The sequence below is a fragment of the Streptomyces violaceus genome, from assembly GCF_036014075.1.
Taxonomy (GTDB): Bacteria; Actinomycetota; Actinomycetes; order Streptomycetales; family Streptomycetaceae; genus Streptomyces; species Streptomyces violaceus.
Map to the genome: position 1 here is coordinate 7,848,690 of NZ_CP107911.1, position 25,732 is coordinate 7,874,421.

Consider the following 25,732-nt stretch of genomic DNA (forward strand, 5'->3'; position numbering starts at 1 on the left):
CGCCCGCACGCCGTCTACGCCCCGATCCTCGCCGCGATGACCGGCGCCAGCCGGTCGGCGATGACCCGGTGCCCCCGGTCGTTGGGATGCACCGAGTCCGTCAGGTCGTCCGACCCCAGCCAGCCGGTCGTGTCGACGAACGAGACCCGGGCGTCACCACCGTCGACGGCGGCCCGCACGGCGGCCTCGGTCTGCGGGACGAACCGCCCGCGGAACGTCTCCAGCGCGAAGATCCACGCCTGCGGATACGCGGCCCGGACCTTGCGGAGCAGACTGCTGTACGCCGACTGGAACTGCGCGGAACTCACCCCGTGCCCGACGTCGTTGGTGCCGAGGTTGATGACGACCGCGTCGGCCCGGTAGCGGGAGAAGTTCCAGTCGGGCGTCGTGGCGTTCGGGTTGAGCTTGGTGAACTGCCGCTCCAGACCCACGCATCCGTCCGCCGCGGCCACCAGGCACGCCCCGCCCTGCGCGATCTGCGTGTGCTCCACGTCCAGCCGCTCCCCGATCAGCCAGCCGTACGCGGTACGGGCGTTCTGCGAGGACGTCGTACCCACGGTGATCGAGTCACCGACGAACTCGACCAGCTTGGCCGGGGCCGGGGGTGCGAAGGTCGTCGCGCCGCTGTCGAGGGCCAGCCCCTGGAAGACGGCGTCACCCCGGTAGGAGCCCGCGACCACCTGGTAGTTGACCTGGAGTGTGTGGTTGCCGGCGGAGAGAGCCGTCGGGGTCAGGTTCACCGTCCCCTTGACGTCGTCGTAGAACCTCACGGGCCCGTTGTCGATCCGTGCCCAGAAGTCGATCGTGCCCCGCTGCTTCAGCTTGACCGTCCTGCCGGTGAAGCCGACCCGGTAGTAGGCGCCGGCCCAGTACGGGGTGTAGGCGGTGGCGGAGCTGGTGGTGTCCCAGCGGCCGACGAACTTGATGTTCGGGTCGCCGGGCTGTCCGGGAGCCGCGGCCTTGGCCGTGGCGCCGCTGCCGAGCCGGGCGCGGACGAGCGGGGCCAGGCGCTCGGCGAACTTGGTGTGCCCCGCCTCGTTCGGATGCCCGCTGCCGTCCTCGTAGTCGGCGCCGTCGGTGAGCCAGCCCGTGGTGTCGACGTAGTGCACCCGGGTGTCACCAGCACTGGTGCGGGCACTGACGGCGGCCCTGGTCTCGGTGACGTAGCGCTTCTTCAGCGTCTGCAGCGCGAAGAGATGCGCCGTGGGGTACTTGGCGCGCACGTCCCGCAGGAACGCCGTGTACGCCGACTGGAAGGCGGCGCCGGACACGCCGTGACCGATGTCGTTGGTGCCGAGGTTGATGACGACCGCGTCGGCCCGGTACCGGGAGAAGTCCCAGTTCGCGCCACCGGTGCTGGCCGTCCTGAAGAACTGCCCGCTCAGACCGGTGCACCCCGACTGCGCGACGAGACAGTAGCCGGACCGGGCGATCTGGGTGTGCCGCATCCCCAGCCTTTCGCCGGTCTTCCAGGCGTACGAGTCCAGCGCCAGCCGGTCGGTCAGGGCCCCCGCGGTGATGGAGTCGCCGACGAACTCCACCAGCCCGGAGGGCGCACCGGCGGCGACGGTCCGCGCGCCGGAGTCCAGGACCAGGCCCTGGAAGACGGTGTCGCCGGAGCGGTAGGACACGCGCAGGGTGTGGGTGCCGGGGGACAGCGGTCTGGGCGTGAGGTTCACCGTGCCGCGCACGCCCGCGTGGAAGACGTCGGGACCGCCGTCGATGCTCGCGTAGAAGTTGACCGCGTTCCTGGCCCGGACCTTCACCGTGGTGCCGGTGAATCCGGTCTGCAGATAGGCGCCGGTCCAGTTCGGTACCGCCGCGGTGCCCGAGGAGGTGTCCCAGCGTCCGACGTACGCGATGTTCGGATCGGACACCGAGCCGTCACCGGGCGCTGCCTGGGCGGGCGAGCCACCCGCCCAGGACAGCAGACAGGCGAGGAGCACGGCCGTGAGGAGAGCGGGCAGGGCCCGTCCGGGGAAGGGGTGGGGGGAGGTCTGCACGGGGTTCCCTTTCACGTGGGTGTATGGGAGCGCTCCCATAAGCAGCCTTTCGAGGGAAGCAGGGGAACGGTGCAGCGTCAAGTGGTCTGTCATGGGTGGAAGTTGAAGAAGCGACGTCTGACTGCGATGGAGACGGCCGTGACGTCGTACGGCCGGGTGGCGGGTGCCCGGGCGCTTCCTCGGGTGAATCTGGGGGCCGCCCGCGCCCGAATCGCCGCCCGCGCGGAACCCGCACAGGGGGAGACCTGGCGGGTCCGCAAGGGCGGCGGGTACGTGACGCCGCTGGTGCCGGCGTTCCTGGGAGCCCTGCTCCTCGGGCGACTGGTGTGCGGCCGGGGCCCGGCCCGCTACCGTGCCGGCCGGGGGCAGTTCTCCAGGGCGTCGGCGAGGCCCGCCGTGTCGGTGCCGAGCTTGCGGTACACGGAGGACAGCAGATGCCGCACACCCTGCTCGGTGATCCGCAGCTCCTGCGCGACCACCGGCGCCGGGTGGCCCTGGGCCGTCTTCTCGGCGGCCCGGCGTTCCGGGCCCGTCAGCATGTCCGTCTGCGCGTAGCGCAGGGGCAGCGGGCGCAGTCCCGCGGCGGAGAGCTCCCGCCTGGCCCGGGCGGCCAGACCCTCGGCACCGCAGTGCACCGCCCCCTCCAGACCCTGGTACAGCCGGTCGGCTGCGTCGTGCAGGCGGCCGCTGCGGACCAGCGCGGCGCCATGGCCCACCAGGGCACGGGACAGTTCGTACGCCGCGGGCGACCGCTCCAGATGATCGACGGCCTGCGTGTGCAGCTCGAGCGCCGCCTGCCCGCCCGTCAGCTCTGCCTGGACACGCAGCGCCTGGCCGATCGCGGACGCCGCACCGAAGTCCCGGGCCCGCTTGGCGGCGTCCTGGGCGTGCAGCACCGCCTGGTCGGGAGCGGTACGGGCGAGTGCCGAGGCCAGCCCCAGCTGCCAGGGGCACCACGCGGGGTTGTGCCAGTCCCGCGACTCCAGCCAGTCCCCGACCCTGGACAACAGGCTCGCCGCCTCAGCGAATCGCCCCTCCGCCAGGAGCAGTTCGGCGTACACCGTGCGGGGATCGGGGAAGATGACGGCGTTGGGGACCACGTCGCCGTAGTGGTAGGTGTCGGCGAGCCGGCGCGCGTCGGTGGTCCGCCCGCGGGCCAGCAGGATCTGGATGAGGATGCCGATGGCGAACCACTGGGCGGGCACCGCTCCTTCGACGCGCTCGGCGGTGTGCAGCCCGGCCCGGACGAGTTCTTCGGCCTCGGGGAGGCAGCCACGGCGGTAGCGGATATAGCCCAGAAGCGTCTGGCCCTGCGCCAGATGGGAGCCGCGCCACCCCCTGTGCTCACACTCGGCCATCCCCGCGGCGAACAGGTCTTCGGCCCGTCGCGGCTGGTCGCAGTACATGAACAGCAGGGCGACCGCGACGGGCACTTCGAAGCCGCGGTTCTCGTCGGTCCAGCTCATACCTCCGCTCAGGGCCTCCTCGGCATACCCGAGGGCGCTCCGCCGCGGCTCGCCGCGCACGAGGGCGTCCCACGCCCGCAGACCGAGGATGTAGCGCTCCTCAAGGCTCCGGCCGGTCAGCTTGCCGGCCAGCCTCGCCAGCCGGCGCGAGCGTGCGGACGAGTCCGGCTCGTCGGCGCGAAAGGCGCTCCATACGAAGTGATCCGCCTGCATGCGCAGTCTGACCCGCGCGTTGGTGGCGCGCCGCGCCTCGTCGGCGGCCACGGTCGCGGCCTCGGTCAGCCGGTCGGTGTGGGCCAGCGCCTGCGTCAGCCGGTAGACGATGGAGGCGCGCAGGTCGGGGTCGATTCCGGGTTCCTTCAACGCCTCCCTGAGATGGCTCACCGTGGCCGTGGGCTCGATCAGGAAGGTCGAGCCGGCCAGCTCGTGGAGCAGGGCGGCGCGGTCCTCGGCAGGGGGTGGTTCCCGCAACGCCCGGGTCAGCACGCGCCGGGCGGCCTCCGGGGCCCCGGCGCGGAGGTACTCACGCGCGGCGGCGCGCAGGCACGCGACCGTCTCGGCCCGGCCGTCGCAAGGCACCTCCAGCAGGTGACGGGCGGCGGCGGTGGGGTCGGACTCGACCGTCTGGGCGGCGTTGGCGGCCGCGTCGTGCATTCCGACGCGCAGGCCCGAAGGGATGTCGCGGTAGACCGTCGTGGCGATCAGCGGATGGACGAACTCCAGGGCGCCCGCGGCCTCGTCGGCGTCCGTGAGGATGCGGCAGGCGCGCAGCTTCTCGGTCGCCTCGACGGCCTCCGCGCTGCCGACCACCGCGAGGTCGGCGGCAGACTCCGGTGAGAAAGGGCCGCCCAGGACGGCGCCGGCCCACGCGAAGCGGACCGTGCTCGGGCCGAGCCGCTTGAGGCGCTCGATCAGGCCGGGGCCCTTGACCGCCGCGGCGAGGTTCCGCATCACGGGCACCTCGTCCTGGGTTCCCCTCACCCGCCGCTCGCGGAGTCTGATGGCCAGTTCGACGGCCTCGAAGGGAATTCCGTTGGTGACCGTCCAGCACTCGCCGCAGAACTCGTCCTCGGCTTCCTCACCCACTTCCTCCCTGATGATCCGCGCCACACCGGCCTCGCCGAGCGGAGACAGGACGTGCGGGCGCTGCTCGTGGCGTTCCACGAGCGTGCGGAAAGAGGTCGCGTCGGAAGGGAGTTCGTCCGGCCGGTAGCCGACGACGATCAGGAGCGGGAGGTCCGCGACCCGGGGCGCGAAGGAGGCGAGCCAGTCGAGGGATTCGGTATCGGCCCAGTGCAGGTCGTCCAGGAGCAGAACTACGGGCGCGTTCAGCATCGTCAGGATCGTCATGACCCAGTCGAGGCCGTCGCGCACTCCGGTCGGGTCCGGCATCCGGGCGGGATCCGTCGCCTCGAGACCGAGCGCGGCGCCGACGATGTCGTACCAACTGCCCAGGAAATCCCGGCGCTCCGTCCCGCTCATTCCCGCCAGGACGGGCTGCATGACCTGGCGGACGACGCGGAACGCCAGCCCCTGCTCGTTCTCGCCGCCCTTGCCCGAGAACACCGTGAACCCCTGTGCGGCGGCGCGGGCCCGCGCCGCCGCGATCAGTGTCGTCTTGCCCAGCCCCGCTTCACCCGTGAAGGCGAGCAGCCCGCCGCGCGGTACCCGGGGCACGCCGTCGGCGGCGTCCCGGAGCCCCGCCAGCGCGCGGTCGATGGCGCGGAGCTCCTCGTCGCGTTCGAGGAGAGGCCGGTGTTCGGTGATCGGTTGCCGCAGCCCATGGGCCATGTGGTCTACCGCTTCCTGTAGTTGCTCCCCGCCGGACGGGGCGAGCGTACGCCTTCAAACAGGCCACTTGGCCGGGGCGTAACAGGAGGTAGACAGGGAGAGTGAATTCCCCGCGGGAGCGCTTTGAGTCCCAACCTTTCAGGATAGCCTGGTCCGTTTCCGCCCTTTTCGGGATCCCCGGGGGGAGGCGACCGGTCGTGCACACGGTCAGAGGCCTGCGGGTGCCGCCATCGTGTCGGCGTACCGCGGCACGGTACGGGACCAGAAGTAGCATCCGCGGATCCAGCCGGCCATGCCCTCCACGTAGCCGACGCCCGACGGGCTCAACTCCGGCCTGATCTCACCGTAGAGTTCCTCGAACTCGCGGATCGTGCGGTTGATGTGCCGCACGGCCAGCGTGACGGCCACCGGCAGGGAGCACCGGTGTGTGCGCTGGTAGGCGAGGGCCAGGTTGATCATGCCGCCCGCGCGCTGTTCCTTCACCGCGGAGAAGAGGTCGGGTATCCACACCGCCGCGTCGGCCGACAACCGGCTCAGGCGTCGCATGACGGGGTGATGGATCTCCTCCGGGGTCAGTTCGCACCGCTGCGCGGCCTCGCACAGCGGATAGAAGGGCTCGACGCCGGCGATGAGGGACCGTATGGACCGGCACAGCCCGCTGCCCACCTGGTCGGAATGGGCCTGGGCCACCGCTTCGTACAGGAGGCCGTGCACGTACTCACGGCTGTTCAAGGCCCATCGTGCGGCCTGATCGGGTGTGCACCGCTCCCGGACCTGTCGATGGAGGTCGGCCAGGGCCGCTCCGAGCGGGGTGGTGGGCGGTTGGCCGTCGCGCAGGATCTCGACGCTCTCGCACAGCATGGGCAGCAGCCGGCCGGGCGAGCGCCGGCCGACGTCCTCCGCCCGGTCGTCGAAGACGAACTGGTAGGCGATCTGGTTGGCCATGATCTGGAGGAGCCCGGAATCCATGGACGGACTGTTGCAGGCCGCGAGTTCGGCGGGACGCGTATAGGAGATCATGGCCGCCACTGCCGGGTCATCGGTCAGCCCCCAGGTACTCAGCCAGGTGTCGACGCCTGCCGACGCTTCGGACGCGTGGGGATTGCGCGCGTACGGGAATGGCATGTAGAGGTTCGCGTCGATCAGTTCCCGCAGATTGACCGCCCGCATTCCGTCCTGCGCGGCGAGCGTGATTTCCTCATGCGTCGTGGACATCGTTGCCACCTGCCGTTCGGGAGTTGTGGACGACGGGTACGACAGCTGTCCGGGGCGCGCGGGAAGCCGCCCCAGGCGGTGTGCCCACCGGCCTTCTGGCTCGCGGTTCGCAGGTCATCACCAGTTCCCTCGGCCCCAACGTCGCCGCGGGGCGCAGCCGTTCCTCGTAGCCGGGCAGATGGCGCAGTCGCCAGTGGCGGGTGATGAACGCGACGGCCACCATGGCCTCCGACATGGCGAGTGTCTCGCCGATGCATTTCCGGCGGCCCGCTCCGAACGGAATCATCGCTCCGGGGCGGACCGCGACGGCCTGCCCGGGCAGCCAGCGGTCGGGGAGGAAGCGGTCGGGGTCGGGGAACAGGGCAGGGTCGTGGTGCAGGAGGTACGGGCTGAACACGACCGTTGCGCCCGGCGGGAGCCGGTGCCCGGCGAGCTCCGTCTCCTTCGTGGCGACGCGGGTGAAGAGCCAGCCGGGCGGGCGGTGGCGAAGTGTCTCGGTGAGGACGCACCGCGTGCGGACGAGGCGCGGCAGTTCGTCGGGGCCGGGCGGCCGCCCTGAAGCGAGCACGGTGTCGACCTCGGAGTGCAGGCGGCGTTCCTCCTCGGGGTGCCGCGCCACGAGGTCCAAGGCCGAGGAGAGGCACAGGGCGGTGCTCTCGGCGCCGGCGAACATCAGCGTGATCACCTGGCCGTGGACTTCCCTGTCGGTGATCGCCGGCTCCACGCCGTCACCCCGCGCCGCCGCCAGCAAGGTCCCCAGCAGATCGTCCCGGTCGTCGCGGGCAGCGCCTCGCCGGCGCTCGGCGACAGCCGCGTCGACGATCGCACGCAGACGATCGGAAGCGTGCCGGTAGCGCCGGTTCGCCGGAATGGGAACCCGGAACAGGGCGTCGACCGGCATCACCGTCCGGACGAACATGCCGCGGACCACGGTGGCCAGACACCTGCGCATCTCGACGGCCGTCGCGGCGTCGAGCGAGTCGGAGAAGAGTACGCGGCTGATCACGCGTGCCGACAGGTCCATCATGGTCGCGCTGATGTCGACCGCCTGCCCGCCCCACCACGCGCGGCACACCGACTCCACTTCCTCGCCCATCAGTTGCACCTGGTCGGCGACGCGGGCCTTGCGGAATCCGGGTTGCAGCAGCCTGCGCTGGCGCCGGTGATCCTGATGGCGGCAGGTGCCGACGCCGTCCCCCAGCAGTGTCCGCAGCCGGTCGTAGAGCGGGCCGCCCTTGTCGAACGTCTCCGGGTCCGCGAGTACCTGATGGACCAGATCCGGGTGGCAGGCCATCCAGGCACGCTGCGGACCCAGGCGTATTTCGACCAGATCTCCGTGCGTGGGAAGAGATTCCAGAAAAGCCAGCGGCCGACGGGCCAAGTCGATACCGTGGCCCAGGAATGGGAATATGCCTGGAGCAGTGCCCACTGTCCAATTTCGGGCTGATCCGGGAACGGAGCCGCTCATCGAAAACCACCTGCCTCAGTCGGCACACGGGATTGCGGTGCGGTTGCACCGATTTGACGCTCGCCTCAGTCCTGCCCAGTGAAATCTGCCGACGGCTCGCCGAATCCTTTCTCCATAGGGGCGCACGGAAGCACGGAGGGGCGTCGAGTGAACCACGATTGCTGCATGCATTCAGGTTGTTAATGCTTTTCTGTGCACGGAGAAATCCGTGTTCCGTCTGTGCTCCTGAAGGCTATGACAGTCGTGTGGTGCGTCTGGCATGAACATGCTCCGGCGGGCCGAGCCGGTGGTGCGTCCGGGCCTCGACGGCGGCGAGCCCGGTGGCGAAGGGGCTGCGCATCATGGCGGGCCTGTTCTGGGACCTCGGCGAACGACGCCCCCGCGCCCTAGACGACGTCCGGTCCGGTTTCGACGAACCGGGCCAGATTCGCCAGGGCCATGCGCGTGCCCGTCTCGTTGTCCGCGGCGGGCACGACGTCGGGGATGCCCTCGTGGACCATGAGGACGTCGGTGCCACCGCCCTCGGCGTCGGTGAGCGTCGTCGTCATGGTCATCGTGCCGCCCAGGGCGGGGTCGGCTGACTCGAAGGCGAGCACCTCGACCACCTGCTCGTCGGGCACGAGCCGCGCGAAGTGGCCGCGGTACGTATCGGTGTGCGCGGCCGACTTCCCGGTGGCGTCCGGTGCGTCGTACGTCAGCGAGACACGGAACCGGCCGCCCTCGCGGGCGTCGAACTCGTGCACCTCGCTGCTCATCCCGGTCGGCGCCCGCCAGCGCGCGATCGCCTCCCCGCTCACCAGCGCCCGGTAGACGGCCGGACGCGGAGCATCGACGTGACCGGAGACGCGCGTCGTGTACATGGGCCAACCCTAGGCGACCTCGTCCGCCCCGGTCGGCAGCGGTGGCTCCGCCTCGATGTGCCGCAGCTCCTCGTCGGTGAACAGCCGGGAGCGGATCAGGAACCGGACGCCCTCCGGGGCCTCCAGGGAGAAGCCGCTGCCGCGGCCGGGGACGACGTCCACGGTGAGATGGGTGTGCGACCAGTACGTGTACTGGTCCGCGCTCATCCAGAACGGCGTGTCCCCGGCCACCTGCCCCAGCAGGACGTCCGAGCCACCGACCCGGAACTCGCCGCGCGGGTAGCACATCGGGGCGCTGCCGTCGCAGCAGCCGCCGGACTGGTGGAACATCACCGGCCCGTGCGCCCCGGTCAGCCGCCGCAGCAGTTCCTCGGCGGCCGGCGTCAGTTCGACACGTTCCGTGCGGGTGGGGTGGCTCGTCATGCGATCCCTCCTGGCCGGTCGGTCCGTCTATCTTGGCAACCGGTACGAGCATGTCGTTCCGAGCAGGAGAACAGGAAGGCCCCATGACCGCCACCGATCCGTGGATACGACGCTTCTTCCCGAGCCCCGAGGCCCCCGTGCAACTGGTCTGTCTGCCCCACGCGGGCGGTTCGGCGTCCTTCTTCCGGCCGGTGGCCCAGGCGTTGAACCCCCGGGTCGAGGTGCTCTCCGTCCAGTACCCGGGCCGCCAGGACCGGCACAACGAGCCCATGATCGACACCATCGACGGTCTCGCGGACCATGTCAGCCGGGCCGTGACGCGCACGGTGGATCGCCCCTTCGCCCTGTTCGGGCACAGCATGGGAGCGACACTGGCCTTCGAGGTCGCCGTACGGCTGGAGCGGGCCGGGCGATTCGCCGAGCGGGTCTTCGTCTCGGGGCGCCGCGCACCGTCGCGCCACCGCGACGAGCGGGTGCACCGGCGTGACGACGCCGGGATCATCGCCGAACTGCGCGGACTCAGCGGCACCGACCAGCGGATCTTCGGAGACGAGGAGCTGATGCGCATGATCCTGCCGGCCCTCCGCAACGACTACCGCGCGGTGGAGACCTACGTGTGGGCGTCGGACCACCTGCTCCGCAGCCCCCTCACCGCTCTGACCGGAGACGACGACCCCAAGGCGAGCCACGACGAGGTACGCGCCTGGAGCTCCCACACCGCGGGTGACTTCGAGATGAAGCGCTACCCCGGTGGGCACTTCTTCCTCATCGACCACGCGCCGGACGTGATCGGCGTCATCAACGAGCGTCTGGCCCGGCCCGCCGCGACACCACGCTGACTCACCGGCCGTTCAGATGCGCCGGCACGGCCGGCACTCTGCGGTGGCCGCTTTCGCTGGGCGGGAGGCCGAGTCTCAGGAACACGTTGCCGATGTGCTTGCTGACGGCGCGTTCGGTGACGACGAGAGTCTGCGCCGCATGTGCCGGCGGATCCAGGCCGCCTGCCCGCCGTCGACGAGCAGATCGGTGCCGGTGATGTACCGCGCCTCGGGGCCGGTGAGGAAGGCTACGGCGTCGGCGATCTCGCCGGGCGTGCCCGGCCGGCCCGCGCCGCACGCGTCGAGCATCTTGAGCATGTGCCCGTCGGCGTCCGAGTCGGCCTCCGCCTTCGCCATGGCGGTGGCGATGACTCCGGGGCTGAGGGTGTTGACGCGGGCGCCGAGCCGGTTCCAGGCGAGGGCGGCGGCCTGCACGCGGACGTGGTTGGCGCGTTTGGCGAGGATGTAGGCGGCCGTCGCGTCCTCGCCGAGGTCTGTGACGGCGTCCAGACCGAGCAACTCCTCGGCTGGAGCTGTCGCCAGCGCGGCCTCGTCCTCGGCACTGATCGAGGCCATGTGCCCGGCCAGACTGGCGACACAGATCAGCGAGGTCCCTCTGACGGCCACCTTCTCGAACGCCTCGATCACATACACCGTGCCGAGCAGGTCCACGTCGAGGATTCCGCGGACCGAGGCCGTCGCGGCGGCGACTCCGGCGGTGTGCACCACCGCGGTGATCCGCCCCTGCTCCGCCGAGAGCCGGGCGAGTTCCTCGATTGAGGCACGGTCGGAGACGTCGGTCGGCACGCCCCGCACCGCGTATCCCTCGGCGCTCAGCTCCGCCACGACCTGATCGAGCCGTTCGCGCGAGTGATCGGCGAGGATCAGCGTCCGCCCGCTGCCCAGGCGGCGCGCGACCGCCGTGCCCATCCCGCCCGCTCCGGTGACGACGACCACGTCGCGCGGGTCGTCCGTACGGTTCTGCATCTGCGCTCTCCTTGCCGAAAAAGGGCGGGAGCGGCATGAGCCCGCTCCCGCCCGGGGTCAGGCCGCCTCGGTGCCGGCGGCGGGTACGGCGTCGCTCCAGGCCGTCCCGCCCGCGATGGCCTGCCGCCAGGTGCGGACGGCCTTGGGCGGCATGCCGACCGCCAGGGCGCCGGTCAGCCGCTCGCCCGTGCGATAGGCGGCCACGAACCTGCGCTCGGCCAAGTCGCCGTCCACGACGATGACTTCGTCGTGCCCGCGCAGGTAGCCGTACGCCTGGATCTTCATGTCGTACTGGTCGGACCAGAAGTACGGCACCGGCGCGAACGGCCTGCGCCCGTCCGGCGCGGCGAGCAGGTTGCGGGCGGCGGCCATGCCCTGCTCGGCGGCGTTGGTACGGTGCTCGATCCGCATCGACATCCCGAACAGCGGGTTGTCCCAGCGGGCCACGTCACCGGCCGCGTACACGCCCGGCGCGGCCGCGCAGTACGCGTCGCAGAGCACCCCGTCGCCGACCGGCAGCCCACTGTCCGCCAGCCACTCGGTGTTGGGCAGCGAGCCGACGGCGACCAGGACCTCGTCGGCCTCGACCAGTTCGCCGTCCGCGAGCCGCACGCCCCCGTCGGTCACCTCGGTCACGGTGACGCCGGTGCGCAGTTCCACGCCGTGGTCGAGGTGGGCCCGGGAGAGCACCTGGCCGACCTCGGTGCCGACGGCGTGCGCCAGCGGCACGGGAGCCGGTTCCAGCAGGGTCACCCGGGCGCCAAGACCCCGGGCCACCGCGGCGGCCTCGGCACCGAGGAACCCGGCGCCCACCACGACCAGCCGGCAGCCCGGCTTCAGCCGCTCGCGCAGCGCGAGGGCGTCGTCCAGGGTGCGCAGCACGTGCGCGCCGCCGTCACCGGGCAGCCGCCGGGGACGCACCCCGGTGGCCACGATCAGTCCGTCGTAAGGCACTTGCTCCCCGTCGGCCAGACACACCGTACGGTCCGTCAGGTCCAGCCCGGTCGCCGCCGACCCCAGCCGCAGGTCGAGGCCGAGGGCGTCGAGGTCGGTCCGCGGGCGCAGCCGCAGGCGCTCGGTGCTCCACTCGCCGGAGAGGATCTGCTTGGACAGCGGGGGACGGTCGTAGGGGGCGCGCGGCTCGTCGCCGACGAGGGTGAGCGTGCCGTCGTAGCCCGCCCGGCGCAGTGTCTCCGCCGTCGCGAGCCCGGCGGCCGAGGCGCCGACGACCACGACGCGCCTCACGACTCCACCAGCCGGATCGCGGCGGCCGGGCAGATCGCCACGGCCTCCTCCACCGCGCCGCGCAGCTCCTCGCCGGGCCGCTCCTCCAGCAGGATCGCGACACCGTCGTCGTCCTGCTGGTCGAAGACGTCAGGAGCGGCCATCACGCACTGCCCCGACGCCACGCACTTCGGTACGTCCAGTTCCACACGCATCGTTGTCACCTCGGTTCTTTCTCAGTGGGGGGGAGGGTCACCAGGCCACGGGCAGGCTGTGCACGCCGTAGGTGGTCCCGGTGTGGTCGAACTCCAGGTCCTCGATCGCCGCGTCCAGCCGCAGGGTCGGGATGCGGCGGTAGAGGGTGCCGTAGACGACCTGGAGTTCCAGGCGGGCCAGGTTCTGGCCCAGGCACTGGTGGGGGCCGTAGCCGAACGCCTGGTGGATACGGGCCGGGCGGGTGATGTCCAGCCGCCCGGCCTCGGGGAAGACCTCCGGGTCCCAGTTCGCGGCGTGCAGGTCGAAGATGATGCCGTCGCCCTTGCGGATGACGACGTCCCCGATCTCGATGTCGTCCTTGGCGACCCTGCGCACGCCGGTCTGGACGATGGACAGGTAGCGCAGCACCTCGTCCACCGCGTTGGCGACGACTTTCGGGTCGTCGGTCTCGCGCAGCAGGGCGAGCTGGTCGGGGTGCTGTAGCAGGGCGAGGGTGCCGAGACTGATCATCGTCGCGGTGGTCTCGTGACCGGCGATCAGCATCGCGACGCCCATGGAGACGGCCTCGGCGTGCGTCATCTCACCGGCCTGGACCCGGCCCGCCATCTCCGACAGCACATCGTCCTCAGGGGCGGCCGTCTTCTGGGTGATCAGGTTGTCCAGATAGGCGGCCAGCTCACCGCTGACCCTCCTGGCCTCCTCCGCCGACACCGAACTGTCCAGCACCAGGCTGCTGCTGCGCTGGAAGAAGTCGTGGTCCGCGTACGGCACTCCGAGCAGTTCGGCGATGACCAGGGACGGCACAGGCAGCGCGAACGCCTCGAGCAGATCGGCCGGGTTGGGGCCGGAGAGCATCTGGTCGATCAGGTCGTCGACGATCTTCTGGACCGGCTCCCGCATCTGCTCGATCCGCTTGACCACGAACGGCCCGTTGACCGTCCGCCGCAGCCGCGTGTGCTCCGGGGCGTCCGTGTTCGTGATCAGCCGCGGTGAGAGCGGCGCGATCGACGCCCGGTGGGCGTTGACGTACGGAAAACCGGGGTCGAGGTCGTCGTCGCTGACGCGGGAATCGGGCAGCAGGGCCCGCTGGTCGGCGTGCCGGGTGACCAGCCAGGGCGTGGCGCCGTTCCAGATGCGCACCTTCGCGATCGGCTTCTCGTCCCGTAGCGCCTGTGCGACCGGGGCGGGAGCCAGCGGGCACTCCGTCGCCCGCGGCAGCGGGTACTCGGGCAAGGGGCCGGTGGCGCCGGTGACGGGGCAGGACAGGGCATCGGACATGACGTCTCCTCAGTGATGTGGGGTGAGGGAGGGGAAGAGTTCGGGCATCGGTATGGAAGCGGAGCGGGCTGACAGCTTCCGGTCAGCTCCCTGACCTCAAGCTGACGTGACTCACGTCACCCGCCGACAGGTCGCGGTGTCTCAGGCGTGGGCCGCAGCGCGGTAGTTGGCGACGATCCCGCCGGCCGCGCCGATCGAGACCAGCCCCATGGCGCCAGCGGCGGCCCTTCCCTTCACGCCGTCCAGGGCGAAGTACATCGCCACGGCCGCAACGCCGTTGAACAGGAACAGGAACCACAGTGTGCCCGGCTTGGACAGGAAGCCCTTGATCTTCGGCTTCTTCGCGAGCCGCATCCCGGTGATGAGCGCGACGGCGGACCCGGCGATGGTGGCCACGTACTTCTGGGTGCCGTCGAGGACGGCACCGGCGCCCAGGGCGGCGCCGAGACCGACGGTGAAGAAGCTCCAGAGCAGCAGGCTGGCGACGAACAGCACTAGGAGCGCGCTCCGGAGATCTCCGCCGGTTCGGCAGGAGCTTCGGCCGGCCCGGCCGGTGCGGCGGCGGCCTGCCGGCGCGGGAGGAACGAGGCGAGGAAGAAGGCCAGGAGGGCCGCGCCGGCACCGAGGGCCATGACCGTCTTGAAGCCGTTCTCGGAGGGCAGGGCGTGGCCGCCGAAGCCGGTGGTCATCTGCGCCAGGATGACGCCGGCGAGGGCACTGGCGAACGACGTGCCCATGGAGCGCATCAGGGTGTTGAGGCTGTTGGCCGCGGCCGTCTCGGAGGTGGGCACCGCGCCCATGATCAGGGCGGGCATGGCCCCGTAGGCGAAGCCGACGCCGCCGCCGATGACGCAGGCGACCAGGACGATGTGCCAGACCTCGGACATCAACGCGATGCTCAGTCCGTACCCGGCGGCCACGACGATCGCGCCGATCATGAGGGTCACCTTGGGGCCCTTCGCCTTGGTCAGGGCGGCGGACACGGCGGACATGGCCATCATCACCAGTCCCTGCGGGGCCAGGATCAGACCGACGGCCAGCATGGACTTGCCCAGCCCGTAGCCGGTCTGCTCGGGCAGCTGGAGGACCTGCGGCAGGACGAGCGACATGGCGAACATCGAGAAGCCGAGCGCGACCGAGGCGAGGTTGGTGAACAGCACCTGACGGCGGCCGGTGGTCCGCAGGTCCACCAGCGGCTGCGCGGTGCGCAGTTCGTACCGTCCCCACAGCAGGAAGACCAGGACCGCGGCGGCGAACAGCCCCAGCGTCGTACCGCTGGTCCAGCCCCAGTCGCCGCCCTTGGAGACGGCCAGCAGCAGGGACACCAGCGCGGCGGACAGGCCGAGGGAGCCGAGCAGGTCGAAGCTGCCGCCGGTGCGGACCTTCGACTCGGGCACGATCAGCACCAGGAGCGCCAGGGCCACGACGCCGAGGGCGGCGGAGATCCAGAACAGCATGTGCCAGTCGTAGTGGTCGGCGATGAAGGCGGCGGCGGGCAGGCCGAGGGCGCCGCCGACGCCCAGGGAGGCGCTCATCAGGGCGGTGGAGCCGGCGAGCCGCTCGGCGGGCAGGACGTCCCGCATGATGCTGATGCCGAGCGGGACGACGGCCGCCGCCAGGCCCTGGAGCGTCCGGCCGACGATCATCGGGACGAGCGAGTCGCTCAGGGCGCAGACGACCGAGCCGGCCACCAGCAGCACGACGCTGACGAGCAGCAGGCGGCGCTTCCCGAACATGTCACCGAGGCGGCCGACCACCGGAGTGGCGACGGCGGCGGCCAGCAGGGTGGCGGTGATCGCCCAGGCGGCGTCCGACGGCGAGGCGTCCAGGTATCTCGGCAGCTCGGGAACGATCGGGATGACCAGGGTCTGCATCAGCGAGACGACGATCCCGGCGAAGGCCAGTACCCCGACCACGGCGTTCGATCTGGGCGGAGCGGGTGATCCGGTCTTCGCGTGGTGGGCGACGGGGCGGGACATGGAAGCCTCCGTGAGTGACGGGGAAGCGCGATTGCTTAACTTAGGCAAGCAGATTCTTCTTGCCTAAGTCAAGCAACTTTTTTACGCTGGGTCCATGCCCACACCACATCCCGTGGCGGAGCCCGCCTCGACGGTCCTGGCCGAGATCGAGCAAGCCCTCACCCGCATCACGTACCTGGCCGGCCGGGCCCGGCAGCACGAGCGTCTGATGGCCGAGTCGGGACTCTCGCTGGACCGGGCCGCCGCGGCGATCCTGCGGCACATCGCCGAGAGCGAGCCGCTGCGGCCCGGGGTACTGGCGGCCCGGCTGTCGGTGGAGGCCTCCCACGTCACCCGGCAGCTGCGGCAACTGGAGCGGACCGGCTACGTCACCCGCGTCCCGGACCCGGACGACCGCCGCGCCCAGCGCGTCCGGCTCACCGAGGCCGGGCTGGGCGCGGTCGATCGCATGCGGCGGGTGCGCCGGCAGGGCATGGAGCTGGCCCTGGCGGCCTGGTCACCCGAGGAACTGCGGCAGCTGGCCGTGCTCTTCCACCGCCTCGTGGACGACTTCGTGACGCACGCCGAGAGCGAACTGCGCGTCCGCCCCTCGTAGCCGACGCGTTCTACAGGAGGTCCCGCGGGACCTTCTCGTTCCAGGTGCGGGAGAAGACGCGGCGGTCGGCCTCGTACGCGTCGAGGGTCGCGTCCACGAAGAAGTCCGTCTCGTCGCACCGGAGCTGGGTGTGCGTCACCACCCGTACGTCCCAGTCGTCCCGCTGGAACCGCATGGTCCACGTGGACTCGCCGGAGGCCGAGGTGAATTCGTCGGCGACCGCCGTGTAGCGCTCGCGGGCGCGGCGGCCGGCCTCGACGCCGATGTCGTCGAAGCGGACCGTGCCCCGGTCCTTCACGATGTCCAGCTCGGCGTGGTAGTCGACCAGGTCACGCTTGACCTCCCAGCGCTCCTCGGGGGGTGTGAGCTGGCTCGTGGTGAGCGGGGGAGTGCCCTCGGGTTCGCCGAAGGGGGACGACGGCACCTCGTCCGGTTCGTCCACCGGCCGCACCGGCAGGGTGAGCGTGCTGGAACGCTCATGGACGCTGAGCAGGGCCGGCTTCGGCGGGGGCCAGGCCAGCGGCCAGTAGGACGTGGAGAGCGACAGCCGGATGCGGTGGCCCGGCGGGAACGCCTGCGCCACACCGTTCAGCGGGATCGTGGCGCGGTACCGCCGCCCCGGTTCCAGCGGCTCCGGGGCCTCCGTGCTGTCGCGGCGGGTGAGATTCAGAATGCCGTACGAGACACGGGTCGCGGCGCCGTCGGGGCTCACGTCGGACAGCCGCGCGGCCACCATGGCGACCGGCTCGCTCACCGACAGGTCGAGTTCCACGCTCGGCGAGCCGAGGACCTCCACCTGCTCGGTCAGGGGCTCGGTGTCGAAGACGAGGGAGCCGCCGTCCTCCTCGCGCTGGTCGTACGGCAGGTCCGGCGGCGCGTTGTAGGAGGCCCACTTGCCTCCGAACTGGCCTACCGACAGCGGGGACTGCACGGTCAGCGCGTCGCCGTCGGGTGCCTTCCCCTCATCCGTCGTCGCCTCCTGCGGACGTCCGATCGTGTGCCGGGTGAGCGGATGAACGGCCGGCCGGATGTGTGGGGACGGCCAGTCCGGCTCGCCGACCCAGCGTCCCGGCCGTTCCTCGTACGAGGTGGAGGGCGGCACGCTGTCCTGCATCCACGCCTGGAGCATGGGGCCGTCCATGACGCCGTTGTCGACGCCCTTCAGCCAGTGATCCCACCACCGGACGAGCTCCTGGAGGTAGCCGATGGCCGGGCCGGGCTCCCCGAGGTGCGGGAACTTGTGCGACCAGGGACCGATCAGTCCCTTGCGGGGCACGTCCAGATTGCCGAGCAGCCGGGTCACCGCGTTGGAGTAGCCGTCCGCCCAGCCGCTGGAGGCCAGGACCGGGCAGCGCACGCTCGCGTAGTCCTCGCACACCGAGGCGTGCCGCCAGTAGTCGTCGCGGCGCTGGTGACGCAGCCATTCAAGAACCCACGGCTCGGTGTGCTCCAGCCGTTCGTGCCACATCTCGCGCCAGCGGTCGCCGACCACGGCAGGGTCGGGCGGACAGGTGGCGTAGGCGAACATGGTGCCCGCCTCGGCCAGGTTGTCCGACAGCAGGGCGCCGCCCATGTAGTGCATGTCGTCGGCGTGCCGGTCGTCGGTGAAGGAGGCGATGGCGATGGCCTTCAGGCCCGGCGGCCGGCGGGCCGCCACCTGGAGCGCCGCGAACGCGCCCCAGGAGATGCCCATCATGCCCGTGCCACCGTCGCACCAGGGCTGTTCCGCCAGCCAGGCCAGGACCTCCTCCGCGTCCGCCTGCTCCCGTTCCAGGTACTCGTCCCGCAGCACGCCTTCCGAGTCACCGGTGCCGCGCAGGTCGACGCGGACGCAGGCGTAGCCGTGTCCGGCGAGGTACGGGTGGTGGATGGAATCGCGTACGGCCGTCAGGTCGCGCTTGCGGTACGGGATGTACTCCAGCACCGCGGGCACCGGCTCATGGTCCGAGGAGGTCGGGCGCCAGATGTGCGCGGAGAGCCGGACCCCGTCGGACATCGGGATCGTGACGTGCTCGTCTTCCTTCGTCGCGTACGGCAGGTTGGTCACATAACGCATGAAACCCACGTGCTCCTTACTCTCGCGGGGCGTCCTCGAGGATGAGGCCCAAGGCGGCCACGCAGTGGTCGTACTTCGCCCGCATCTCCTCCTCGTCCGCCCCGCCGGTGAAGATGTGAGCCAACTCGTAGCTGTAGCTGTCCTGTCCGGGGAGTTCCGAGAGCCTGCTGCCCTCCTCGGGGACCACCTCGATGCGCACGCCCGGGGTCTCCCGCTCGATGCGGGCGATCTCCTCGGGCCCGGGCACCCGGCGCACCACTCCGTCGGTGAACCAGCGGTGGTACCACTTCGCCGCCATCGCGTACTCGCCCTCGCCCTGCGGCATGTGCGGGTCCTCGCCGAGGGCGAGGCTGACCATGCAGTGGTGGTTGGGCACGCCGTCGACGTACTGGAACAGCTCCGCGTGCGACTGGGAGTGCCGGGGGTTGATCTCCAGCAGGCTGATTCCCTGGGTCCGCGGGTCGTAGAAGTACTCGATGCTGAAGGTGGCCGAGTCCATGCCGATCTGCCGCATCACACGTTCGGAGACGTCGTGCAGCTCGGCGATGACCGGCTGGGGCAGTGTCGAGGGGTACTGGTGGCGCAGGAAGCAGGGGGAGTCCGGGTACTGGATGGAGTCCAGGACCCCGTAGACCGTCACCTCGCCCTGGTGGACGTAGCCCTCCACGGCGACCTGTACGCCCGACATCGACTCTTCCGCCAGGCAGACCCGGCCGCCCACGCCGTCCATCTCCGGCGGCAGGTCGATGCGTTCGAGGATGTGCTCGAAGGGGCGGCCGATGCGGGAGATGCCTTCGCGGATCTCGGCGACGGCCTTGCGGAACTCCTCTTCGTCATCGACTCCGAAGGCGAGCTCGGAGGAGTATGAGAGTGCGGGCTTGAGCCACATGGGGAAGGTCACCTTCTCCGGCGGCCGCGGCGGCTCGGCCGACAGGTCGACCCTGTCGAAGCGCGGGTGCCGGTCCGTGGCCTTCTCCTGCTCCAGCCGGCTCCAGTACTTGTGCTCGCATTTGACCACCGACTCCAGGCTCGTGCTGCGGGTGCCGTAGCGTTCGCTCAGCATCGGGACGAGGGTGCTGACCGGGAAGTCCCAGTAGCCCACGATCGCGTCGATGCTGCCGTCGAAGGCGTCGAGCACGCCCTGGGCCTTGTCGAGCAACGTGGGCAGGTGCACCTCCCCGACCTGGAGTTCCTCGACGGTCAGCAGCTGGTGAAAACGCAGCCGTTGAGCTCCCGGCACCTGCTGGAGTGTCGGCAGATTGGCCTCGTCGAGGCCGATCACGAATACGTTCCTCACCGTCTCATCAGACACGGTTCTCCTTCCGACGTCCGGCGCACGGCCGATCTTCCAAGATCGTCGGAGTACCCCTCACGCGTGCCGGCAATCCGTTTCCGACGTGCCCGTCTCCTGCCCCGGGCGCGTTCTGTCGGGAGGCTCAGAGGAACGGCACCGTGGGCAGCGGCGTTTCGGCCCAGATCGTCTTGCCCGTAGGGGTCTGGCGGGTGCCCCAGCGGTCGGAGAGCTGGGCGACGAGGAGCAGCCCGCGTCCGCCCTCGTCGAAGACGCGGGCCCGGCGCAGGTGGGGTGCGGTGTTGCTGCCGTCGGACACCTCGCAGATGAGGGCCGGTCGCGGATCAGCCGTAGCTCGATGGGGACGCCGCCGTGGCGCAGGGCGTTGGTGACCAGTTCGCTGACGATCAGTTCCGTGGTGAACGCCGCCTCCGTCAGTCCCCAGGCGGCCAGTTGTCCGCCCGCCAGCTTGCGGGCCCGGGCCACGGCGGCGGGGCCCGGTGGCAGCCGCCAGGTGTGTACCTGCCCGGCGCCGAGCGCGGCCGTCCGGGCCGGCATCAGCACGATGTCGTCGGCGGAACGGCCCGCAAGCACGGTGCGCAGCACCTGGTCACAGGTCTCCTCCAGCGCGTCGGCGGGGCTGCTCAGCGCCTGGCGCAGCAGGTCGAGCCCGACCTCGATGTCGTGGTCGGCGGCCTCGATCAGCCCGTCGGTGTAGAGGGCGAGCAGGCTGTTCTCCTCCAGCCGCACCTCGACCGCTTCGAACGGCAGGCCGCCCAGACCCAGCGGCGGCCCGGCCGGCAGGTCGAGAAATCGCACGCCGCCGTCGGGCGTGACCAGCGCGGGCTGCGGATGCCCGGCGCGGGCCATGGTGCAGTGGCGGGACACCGGGTCGTACACGGCGTACAGACAGGTCGCTCCGACCTGCCCCGACGCCTCCGCCGACAGTCCGCGCACCTCCGGGCCCTCTTCCCGGTCGAGCCGCAGGACGAGATCGTCCAGCTGGGTGAGCAGCTCGTCGGGGGCGAGGTCGACATCCGCGAGCGTCCGTACGGTGGTCCGCAGCCGGCCCATCGTGGCCGACGCCTGGATGCCGTGGCCCACCACGTCACCCACGACCAGGGCGACCCGGGCGCCGGACAGCGGGATCACGTCGAACCAGTCGCCGGCCCGACCAGCACACTCGCCTCGCCCCCCGGCCTCACGCTCAGCGAACTCGACCCGGACGTCGCCAGCGCCGTGAACGCCGCGCCGCACCGCCAGCAGTCCATCCTCGAGATGATCGCCTCGGAGAACCTCGCCCCGGCACCGCCGACCTCGACGAAGGCCCGATCATCGCCCAGGAGGTCATCGACGTCGACCACAGTCACACGCCCGAGGACCTGGCCGCCATCGGCCGGGACGCGGAGTCGGCGGTTCTGGGCCGGGCGGTCCGCTGGCACTGCGAGGGCCGGGTGTCCGTCCAGGGCAGACGCACGGTGATCCTCCGCTGACGCCCGGGTGCGCCGGGTTCGTCAGGCGGCGAGGCGTTCCAGCAGCAGGAACCCGCCGATGGCGATCATCAGCGCACCGGATGTCCGGGTGACCGCCAGGGCCGCGGACGGCCTGGTGCTCAGGACCGTACGGGCCAGGACGCCGACGGTGAGGTAGACGACGGCACAGACGGTCATGTGCAGCGTGCCGAACAGCCCGGTCTGCGTGGCGACCGGCCAGCCGCCCGCGGGGTCGATGAACTGCGGGAACAGCGAGAAGTACAGCAGCAGCGCCTTCGGGTTGAGGCCGCTGATCCCGGCTCCCTTGAGCACGATCCGCAAGCGGGAGGCGCCCGCCCCCGAGGCGGCGGAACCCACCTCTGCCCCGGCGGCCGTCAGCGCGGCAGGCTGCCGCAGCACGCCCCAGCCGAGCCACACCAGATAGCCGGCCCCGGCCACGGTCAGCGCGGTGAGCAGGGTCGCCGAACTCGCCACGATCACCACCAGACCCGCGACCGCGAGCAGCGTGTACCCCGCGTACCCGGCTATCAGCCCGGCGACCGCCGGCACGACCGACCGGTCCCGAAGACCCGCGGCGATCGCGTAGGCCCAGTCCGCGCCGGGCGTGAACACCAGCAGCAGATCCACGGCCAGAAATGCCGCCAGCGTCGTCGTGTCCATGGATCGGCCCCTCTCACGTGCAGTGTTGCGAGAGGAAGGCTAGGCCGCATCGGGCCGAAGGTGTTCCCTTCTTTACCCCTTGATCGCCCGATCTGGGGCAGAATCTTCTCCATGGATGCCCTGGATCGGAAAATTCTTACCGAGCTGCAGTTTGACGGCCGCCTCACGGTCACCGAGCTGGCCGCGCGGGTGAAGCTGAGCGTCTCTCCCTGCCACCGCCGCCTGCGCGACCTCGAACGCGAGGGTGCGATCCGGGGCTACCGCGCGGTCGTCGACCCGGTCGCCGTGGGCCTCAACTTCGAGGCCCTCGTCTTCGTCACCCTGCGCTGGGAGGACGCCGACACCGTCACCGCCTTCGAGGAGGGGGTGGCCGCCGTCCCTCACGTGCTCCAGGCCCAGCGCCTTTTCGGCGACCCCGACTACCTCCTGCGTGTCGCCACCACCGACCTGGCCGCCTTCCAGCAGCTCTACGACCAGCAGCTCGCCCGCCTCCCCGGCATCCAGCGGCTGACGTCCACCCTCGTCATGAAACACGTGGTCGACGACCGGCCCTTGCCGGAGTGAGCCGGGTCGTCTTGTCAGTCAGTCGGCCAGTCCGCCCGCGAACGGCATCGCCCGCCACTGCTCCACGGCCGGCTTCAGCGCCTCCACGAGCAGGGGCAGCTGCGGGGCGAGCGCGAGGCATGCCACCGCGCGGGACATGCCCACAGCGTTGACTACGCGCAGCACGCCCTCGTCCAGCTGCCGCAGACCCCGGCGTTCGGCGGCCGTGTTGTACGCGGCCTCGCACTCGGGGCCGAGAGCCGCCAGGTCCCACTCGACCGGGCCGAGCGTGGTCAGCTCGAAGTCGGAGTACAGCTCGCCGTCCGTGGCGGAGACGATGTTGGCGGCGGGGGCGTCCCCGTGGATCGGCTGGAACTCGATGCCGGGGAACGCCGCCTCGAATGCCGCGCGTGAGCTGACGACGGGCTCCAGGATCTCCCACTCGCGCCGCGCCCGGTCGAGGTCGGCCGGTTCCAGGAGGTCGGGCCGCCCTTCGAGCACGGCAAGCCCCTCGGAGACGAACCGCGGTTCGGCAGCGGACAGGAACGGCAGCTCGCCGGGGTACTCGCGCAGCGCGGCGTGCAGGTCGGCGACCAGAGCGGAGTTGTGCGCGTAATCCGGCTCGACGCTCTGGTCCAGTTCGACGAACTGCCAGAACGTCATCGAGAAACCGTCGCGCCGAACGGGCTCGCGCGGCACGAGCGGACTCGGCGGAATCACCGGGTGGCCCTGCTCCACGAGCCACGCCACGACGTCGAGCTCCAGTCGCTGCCGCGCGGACTGGAATCCGGGGTCGGAGTACGACGGCAGGACGGTCGGCACCCGCACCACCACCGGCGACGGAGCGAGGTGCACCACGACGGAGAACACGTCGTAGATCACCGTCGCGTCGGTCACCGTGAGCCCCAGGTCACGACCCGCGGCGACGGCGGCGGCGAAAGCGCGGGCCTTACGGGCGTCGATCTGATCAGATGTCAAAAATCCTTCCATGCCGCCGATGGTGCCACGCCCGGGACGGGCGGTGCGATGGAATTCACGATCAGTCAGGCGGGAGCAAGTCCCTTGTCCGAACCGGGAGTCCGGTCTCGAGAGAGCGGTTCGCCGCCAGGCCGGCGTCGAAGTCCTCGGCCGCGTAAGCCGGTACGCGAGGCAGCCCCGGTCGGGCGGGTCCGGGGCCGCGGGCGTCCAGGGCCAGTGCGTTCAGCCACATTTCCTGCGGAGTCGTGACGGCAAACCTTTCCGCCCCTGTTGCAGACTGACGGGAGTGCGCGCCCGGTCAAGGAGTCGTGCGCTGCACGGCAACCGCCCGTACGGCCTCCGGCCTAGCGTGGCCGCACCCCTTCCACCCGCTCTCCCGAAACGAGGAAACAGCGCATGCCGTACATCACCGTGGGCCAGGAGAACTCCACCTCCATCGACCTGTACTACGAGGACCACGGATCCGGGCAGCCGGTCGTCCTCATCCACGGCTTCCCGCTCGACGGGCACTCCTGGGAGCGGCAGAGCGCCGTACTGCTCGACGCCGGGTACCGCGTGATCACGTACGACCGGCGCGGCTTCGGGCAGTCCTCCCAGCCGACGACCGGCTACGACTACGACACCTTCGTGGCCGATCTGAACACCGTGATGGAGACCCTCGACCTGCAAGACGCCGTCCTCGTCGGGTTCTCGATGGGCACCGGCGAGGTCGCCCGCTACGTCTCCGCCCACGGCTCCGGGCGGGTCGCCAAGGTCGCCTTCCTCGCCTCCCTGGAGCCCTGCCTGCTCAAGTCGGACGACAACCCGGGCGGGGTCGCCCCGAAGGAGTTCTTCGACGAGATCGTCGCGGCCGTGAAGGCGGACCGGTACGCGTACTACACGAACTTCTACAACGACTTCTACAACCTCGACGAGAACCTCGGCACCAGGATCAGCGAGGAGGCCGTCCGTAACAGCTGGAACGTCGCCGCCGGCGGCGGCTTCTTCGCGGCGTCGGCCGCGCCCTCCACCTGGTACACCGACTTCCGGGCCGACATCCCGGCGATCGATGTACCGGCCCTGATCCTGCACGGAACCGGCGACCGCATCCTGCCGGTGGACGGGACGGCGAGGCAGTTCCACAAGGCTCTTCCGGCCGCGGACTACGTGGAGATCGAGGGCGCCCCGCACGGTCTGCTCTGGACCCACGCGGAGGAGGTCAACTCGGCGCTGCTCGCCTTCCTGCGGAAGTGATCGAACAGGAGTGATCGAATTCTGCCTCCGATTTCTTCCTCCGATTGTTCCTGGACGGCCCCCGGCCGGGGTGGTGACATCGTCAAGGCCGGCAGCGGATCCGAGCTGCCGGCCCTCGATGATGCCCAGGGGGGAACTGGATGGCCGTCGTCCTTTGCACCGCGTCACTGTCGGCGGCCGACCGGGAGGAGCGCTGGCACCACGCCGTGTCACGCACCTTCATCCCGCTCGATGTGCACCTCCTCGAGAAAGACCCGTCACCCGGAAGGATCGTCAGCAACGAGCTGGGTTCCTTACGCGTCTCCCACGTCCAGGCGGGCCCGCAGGTCGTGACGCGCAGCAGGCAGCTGATCGCCCGGGACGGGAAGGAGTTCCTCATCCTCACCCTTCAGCAGCGAGGCAGCTCCATCAAGGAGCAGGACGGGAGGGAGGCCCTGATAGGGCCGGGTGACTTCTCCCTCTCGGACTCCTCCCGTCTCTTCCGCAAGAAGGTGCAGGACAGGTTCAGTTTCACCTCCTTCCACTTCCCTCGCGAGGATCTGCGCGTGCGGGACGACGATCTGCGGGCGATGACCGCCACGGCGTTCTCCGGCCGGGAGGGCGGTGCCGCACTGGTGGCGACCTATTTCGCACGCCTGGCCCGCGAAGCTGCCGGTTTCGACGCCGTCGCCGGCCGTCAGTTCGCCGCCACCGCGCTCGATCTGCTGGCGCTGCTGATCAACGAGCGAAGCGGCCGCTTCACCTCCCAGGCTCCGGAGACCGCCGCGGCGACCCTCGTGCGCGTGCAGGACCACATCCTGCGCAACCTCTCCGACCCCGGCCTGTCACCACCGGGGATCGCCGCCGCGCACTTCATGTCGGTCCGCTACCTGCACAAGCTGTTCCAGTTGGAGGGCGTCACGGTGGGGGAGTGGATCCGGACGCAGCGCCTCGAGCGGTGCCGCAAGGATCTTCTGCGGCCCCCGGCCCTGGGGCACGGGGTCGCGACCGTCGCCCGGCGCTGGGGTTTCGTGAGCCCCAGTCACTTCAGCCGTGCCTTCCGGGCGGCCTACGGTGTGACGCCCCGCGAGTGGCAGCGAAGCGGCCTGTCCGGCCGATCCCGTGCCTGACCCCGGGAACGTCCCGGCGGTTCACCGCGTTGCCTCAATGTTCAAG

The 25,732-nt window shown here is 70.8% G+C and carries 22 protein-coding genes and 2 pseudogenes; 6 read left to right on the forward strand and 18 right to left on the reverse strand.

The window, feature by feature from the left end:
- Positions 1-14: 14 nt before the first annotated feature.
- From OG542_RS35430 to OG542_RS35455, 6 genes are all read right to left on the reverse strand, one after another.
- Complete coding sequence (locus OG542_RS35430; protein ID WP_328416244.1) at positions 15-2,003, reverse strand: GDSL-type esterase/lipase family protein; 1,989 nt, start codon at positions 2,001-2,003, stop codon at positions 15-17.
- A 347-nt stretch (positions 2,004-2,350) separates the two neighbouring features.
- On the reverse strand, positions 2,351-5,260 hold the full coding sequence (locus tag OG542_RS35435) for an ATP-binding protein (protein WP_328416246.1): 2,910 nt from the start codon (positions 5,258-5,260) through the stop codon (positions 2,351-2,353).
- A gap of 207 nt (positions 5,261-5,467) precedes the next feature.
- On the reverse strand, positions 5,468-6,475 hold the full coding sequence (locus tag OG542_RS35440; protein WP_328416248.1) for a (-)-alpha-amorphene synthase: 1,008 nt from the start codon (positions 6,473-6,475) through the stop codon (positions 5,468-5,470).
- A complete protein-coding gene (locus OG542_RS35445) occupies positions 6,459-7,943 on the reverse strand; it encodes a cytochrome P450 (RefSeq protein ID WP_328416251.1) in 1,485 nt (494 codons plus the stop codon). Before OG542_RS35445 ends, OG542_RS35440 begins: the two co-directional genes overlap by 17 nt.
- A gap of 386 nt (positions 7,944-8,329) precedes the next feature.
- Positions 8,330-8,803: an SRPBCC domain-containing protein gene (locus OG542_RS35450; RefSeq protein WP_328416253.1), complete on the reverse strand. Its 474-nt coding sequence runs from the start codon at positions 8,801-8,803 to the stop codon at positions 8,330-8,332.
- A gap of 9 nt (positions 8,804-8,812) precedes the next feature.
- On the reverse strand, positions 8,813-9,226 hold the full coding sequence (locus tag OG542_RS35455) for a DUF779 domain-containing protein (RefSeq protein WP_328416255.1): 414 nt from the start codon (positions 9,224-9,226) through the stop codon (positions 8,813-8,815).
- 83 nt (positions 9,227-9,309) lie between these two features.
- Between OG542_RS35455 and OG542_RS35460 the strand changes: the two genes are divergently transcribed.
- Entirely contained in the window at positions 9,310-10,065 is a 756-nt protein-coding gene (locus OG542_RS35460; RefSeq protein ID WP_328416257.1) for a thioesterase II family protein, read from the forward strand.
- Between the two features lie 75 nt (positions 10,066-10,140).
- On the opposite strand, the gene OG542_RS35470 is transcribed toward OG542_RS35460, so the two are convergent.
- From OG542_RS35470 to OG542_RS35495, 6 genes are all read right to left on the reverse strand, one after another.
- Complete coding sequence (locus OG542_RS35470) at positions 10,141-11,031, reverse strand: SDR family oxidoreductase (RefSeq protein ID WP_328416259.1); 891 nt, start codon at positions 11,029-11,031, stop codon at positions 10,141-10,143.
- Positions 11,032-11,088: 57 nt separating this feature from the next.
- Positions 11,089-12,276 carry an NAD(P)/FAD-dependent oxidoreductase gene (locus OG542_RS35475; protein WP_328416261.1) on the reverse strand — a complete coding sequence of 396 codons (1,188 nt, stop codon included), beginning with the start codon at positions 12,274-12,276 and terminating at the stop codon, positions 11,089-11,091.
- Positions 12,273-12,470 carry a ferredoxin gene (locus OG542_RS35480; RefSeq protein ID WP_328416263.1) on the reverse strand — a complete coding sequence of 66 codons (198 nt, stop codon included), beginning with the start codon at positions 12,468-12,470 and terminating at the stop codon, positions 12,273-12,275. The genes OG542_RS35475 and OG542_RS35480 overlap by 4 nt, the downstream gene beginning before the upstream one ends.
- A gap of 37 nt (positions 12,471-12,507) precedes the next feature.
- Positions 12,508-13,749 carry a cytochrome P450 gene (locus OG542_RS35485; protein ID WP_328416265.1) on the reverse strand — a complete coding sequence of 414 codons (1,242 nt, stop codon included), beginning with the start codon at positions 13,747-13,749 and terminating at the stop codon, positions 12,508-12,510.
- A 141-nt stretch (positions 13,750-13,890) separates the two neighbouring features.
- The gene (locus tag OG542_RS35490) at positions 13,891-14,244 is read right to left on the reverse strand and encodes a hypothetical protein (RefSeq protein ID WP_328416267.1); all 354 of its coding nucleotides are present in this window, start codon (positions 14,242-14,244) and stop codon (positions 13,891-13,893) included.
- Positions 14,244-15,728 carry an MFS transporter gene (locus OG542_RS35495; RefSeq protein WP_328416269.1) on the reverse strand — a complete coding sequence of 495 codons (1,485 nt, stop codon included), beginning with the start codon at positions 15,726-15,728 and terminating at the stop codon, positions 14,244-14,246. The genes OG542_RS35490 and OG542_RS35495 overlap by 1 nt, the downstream gene beginning before the upstream one ends.
- A gap of 94 nt (positions 15,729-15,822) precedes the next feature.
- Here OG542_RS35495 and OG542_RS35500 point away from each other — a divergent pair, with 94 nt between their 5' ends.
- A complete protein-coding gene (locus tag OG542_RS35500; protein WP_328416272.1) occupies positions 15,823-16,323 on the forward strand; it encodes a MarR family winged helix-turn-helix transcriptional regulator in 501 nt (166 codons plus the stop codon).
- 10 nt (positions 16,324-16,333) lie between these two features.
- Here the strand turns inward: OG542_RS35500 and OG542_RS35505 are convergent, their stop codons facing one another.
- The 4 genes and pseudogenes from OG542_RS35505 to OG542_RS35520 all read right to left on the reverse strand — a co-directional run bounded on the left by OG542_RS35505 (position 16,334) and on the right by OG542_RS35520 (position 21,040).
- Entirely contained in the window at positions 16,334-18,379 is a 2,046-nt protein-coding gene (locus OG542_RS35505) for a CocE/NonD family hydrolase (protein WP_328416274.1), read from the reverse strand.
- Between the two features lie 16 nt (positions 18,380-18,395).
- Positions 18,396-19,691 carry an ATP-grasp domain-containing protein gene (locus tag OG542_RS35510; protein ID WP_328416276.1) on the reverse strand — a complete coding sequence of 432 codons (1,296 nt, stop codon included), beginning with the start codon at positions 19,689-19,691 and terminating at the stop codon, positions 18,396-18,398.
- Positions 19,692-19,815: 124 nt separating this feature from the next.
- Positions 19,816-20,843, reverse strand: a pseudogene (locus OG542_RS35515) (SpoIIE family protein phosphatase); the annotation flags it as partial.
- The gene (locus OG542_RS35520) at positions 20,819-21,040 is read right to left on the reverse strand and encodes a hypothetical protein (protein WP_328418340.1); all 222 of its coding nucleotides are present in this window, start codon (positions 21,038-21,040) and stop codon (positions 20,819-20,821) included. The gene OG542_RS35520 and the pseudogene OG542_RS35515, both read right to left, overlap by 25 nt.
- On the opposite strand from OG542_RS35520, the pseudogene OG542_RS35525 reads away from it, so the two are divergent.
- Positions 20,978-21,163, forward strand: a pseudogene (locus OG542_RS35525) (formyltetrahydrofolate deformylase); the annotation flags it as partial. The gene OG542_RS35520 and the pseudogene OG542_RS35525 overlap by 63 nt on opposite strands.
- A gap of 21 nt (positions 21,164-21,184) precedes the next feature.
- Here the strand turns inward: OG542_RS35525 and OG542_RS35530 are convergent.
- Complete coding sequence (locus OG542_RS35530) at positions 21,185-21,823, reverse strand: LysE family translocator (RefSeq protein ID WP_328416278.1); 639 nt, start codon at positions 21,821-21,823, stop codon at positions 21,185-21,187.
- 111 nt (positions 21,824-21,934) lie between these two features.
- On the opposite strand from OG542_RS35530, the gene OG542_RS35535 reads away from it, so the two are divergent.
- Complete coding sequence (locus OG542_RS35535; protein ID WP_328416280.1) at positions 21,935-22,387, forward strand: Lrp/AsnC family transcriptional regulator; 453 nt, start codon at positions 21,935-21,937, stop codon at positions 22,385-22,387.
- A gap of 18 nt (positions 22,388-22,405) precedes the next feature.
- On the opposite strand, the gene OG542_RS35540 is transcribed toward OG542_RS35535, so the two are convergent.
- Complete coding sequence (locus tag OG542_RS35540) at positions 22,406-23,356, reverse strand: aminoglycoside phosphotransferase family protein (RefSeq protein ID WP_328416282.1); 951 nt, start codon at positions 23,354-23,356, stop codon at positions 22,406-22,408.
- Between the two features lie 384 nt (positions 23,357-23,740).
- Between OG542_RS35540 and OG542_RS35545 the strand changes: the two genes are divergently transcribed.
- Both OG542_RS35545 and OG542_RS35550 read left to right on the forward strand, forming a co-directional pair.
- A complete protein-coding gene (locus OG542_RS35545; protein ID WP_328416284.1) occupies positions 23,741-24,577 on the forward strand; it encodes an alpha/beta fold hydrolase in 837 nt (278 codons plus the stop codon).
- A 140-nt stretch (positions 24,578-24,717) separates the two neighbouring features.
- Positions 24,718-25,686: an AraC-like ligand-binding domain-containing protein gene (locus OG542_RS35550; protein WP_328416286.1), complete on the forward strand. Its 969-nt coding sequence runs from the start codon at positions 24,718-24,720 to the stop codon at positions 25,684-25,686.
- Positions 25,687-25,732 lie beyond the last annotated feature (46 nt).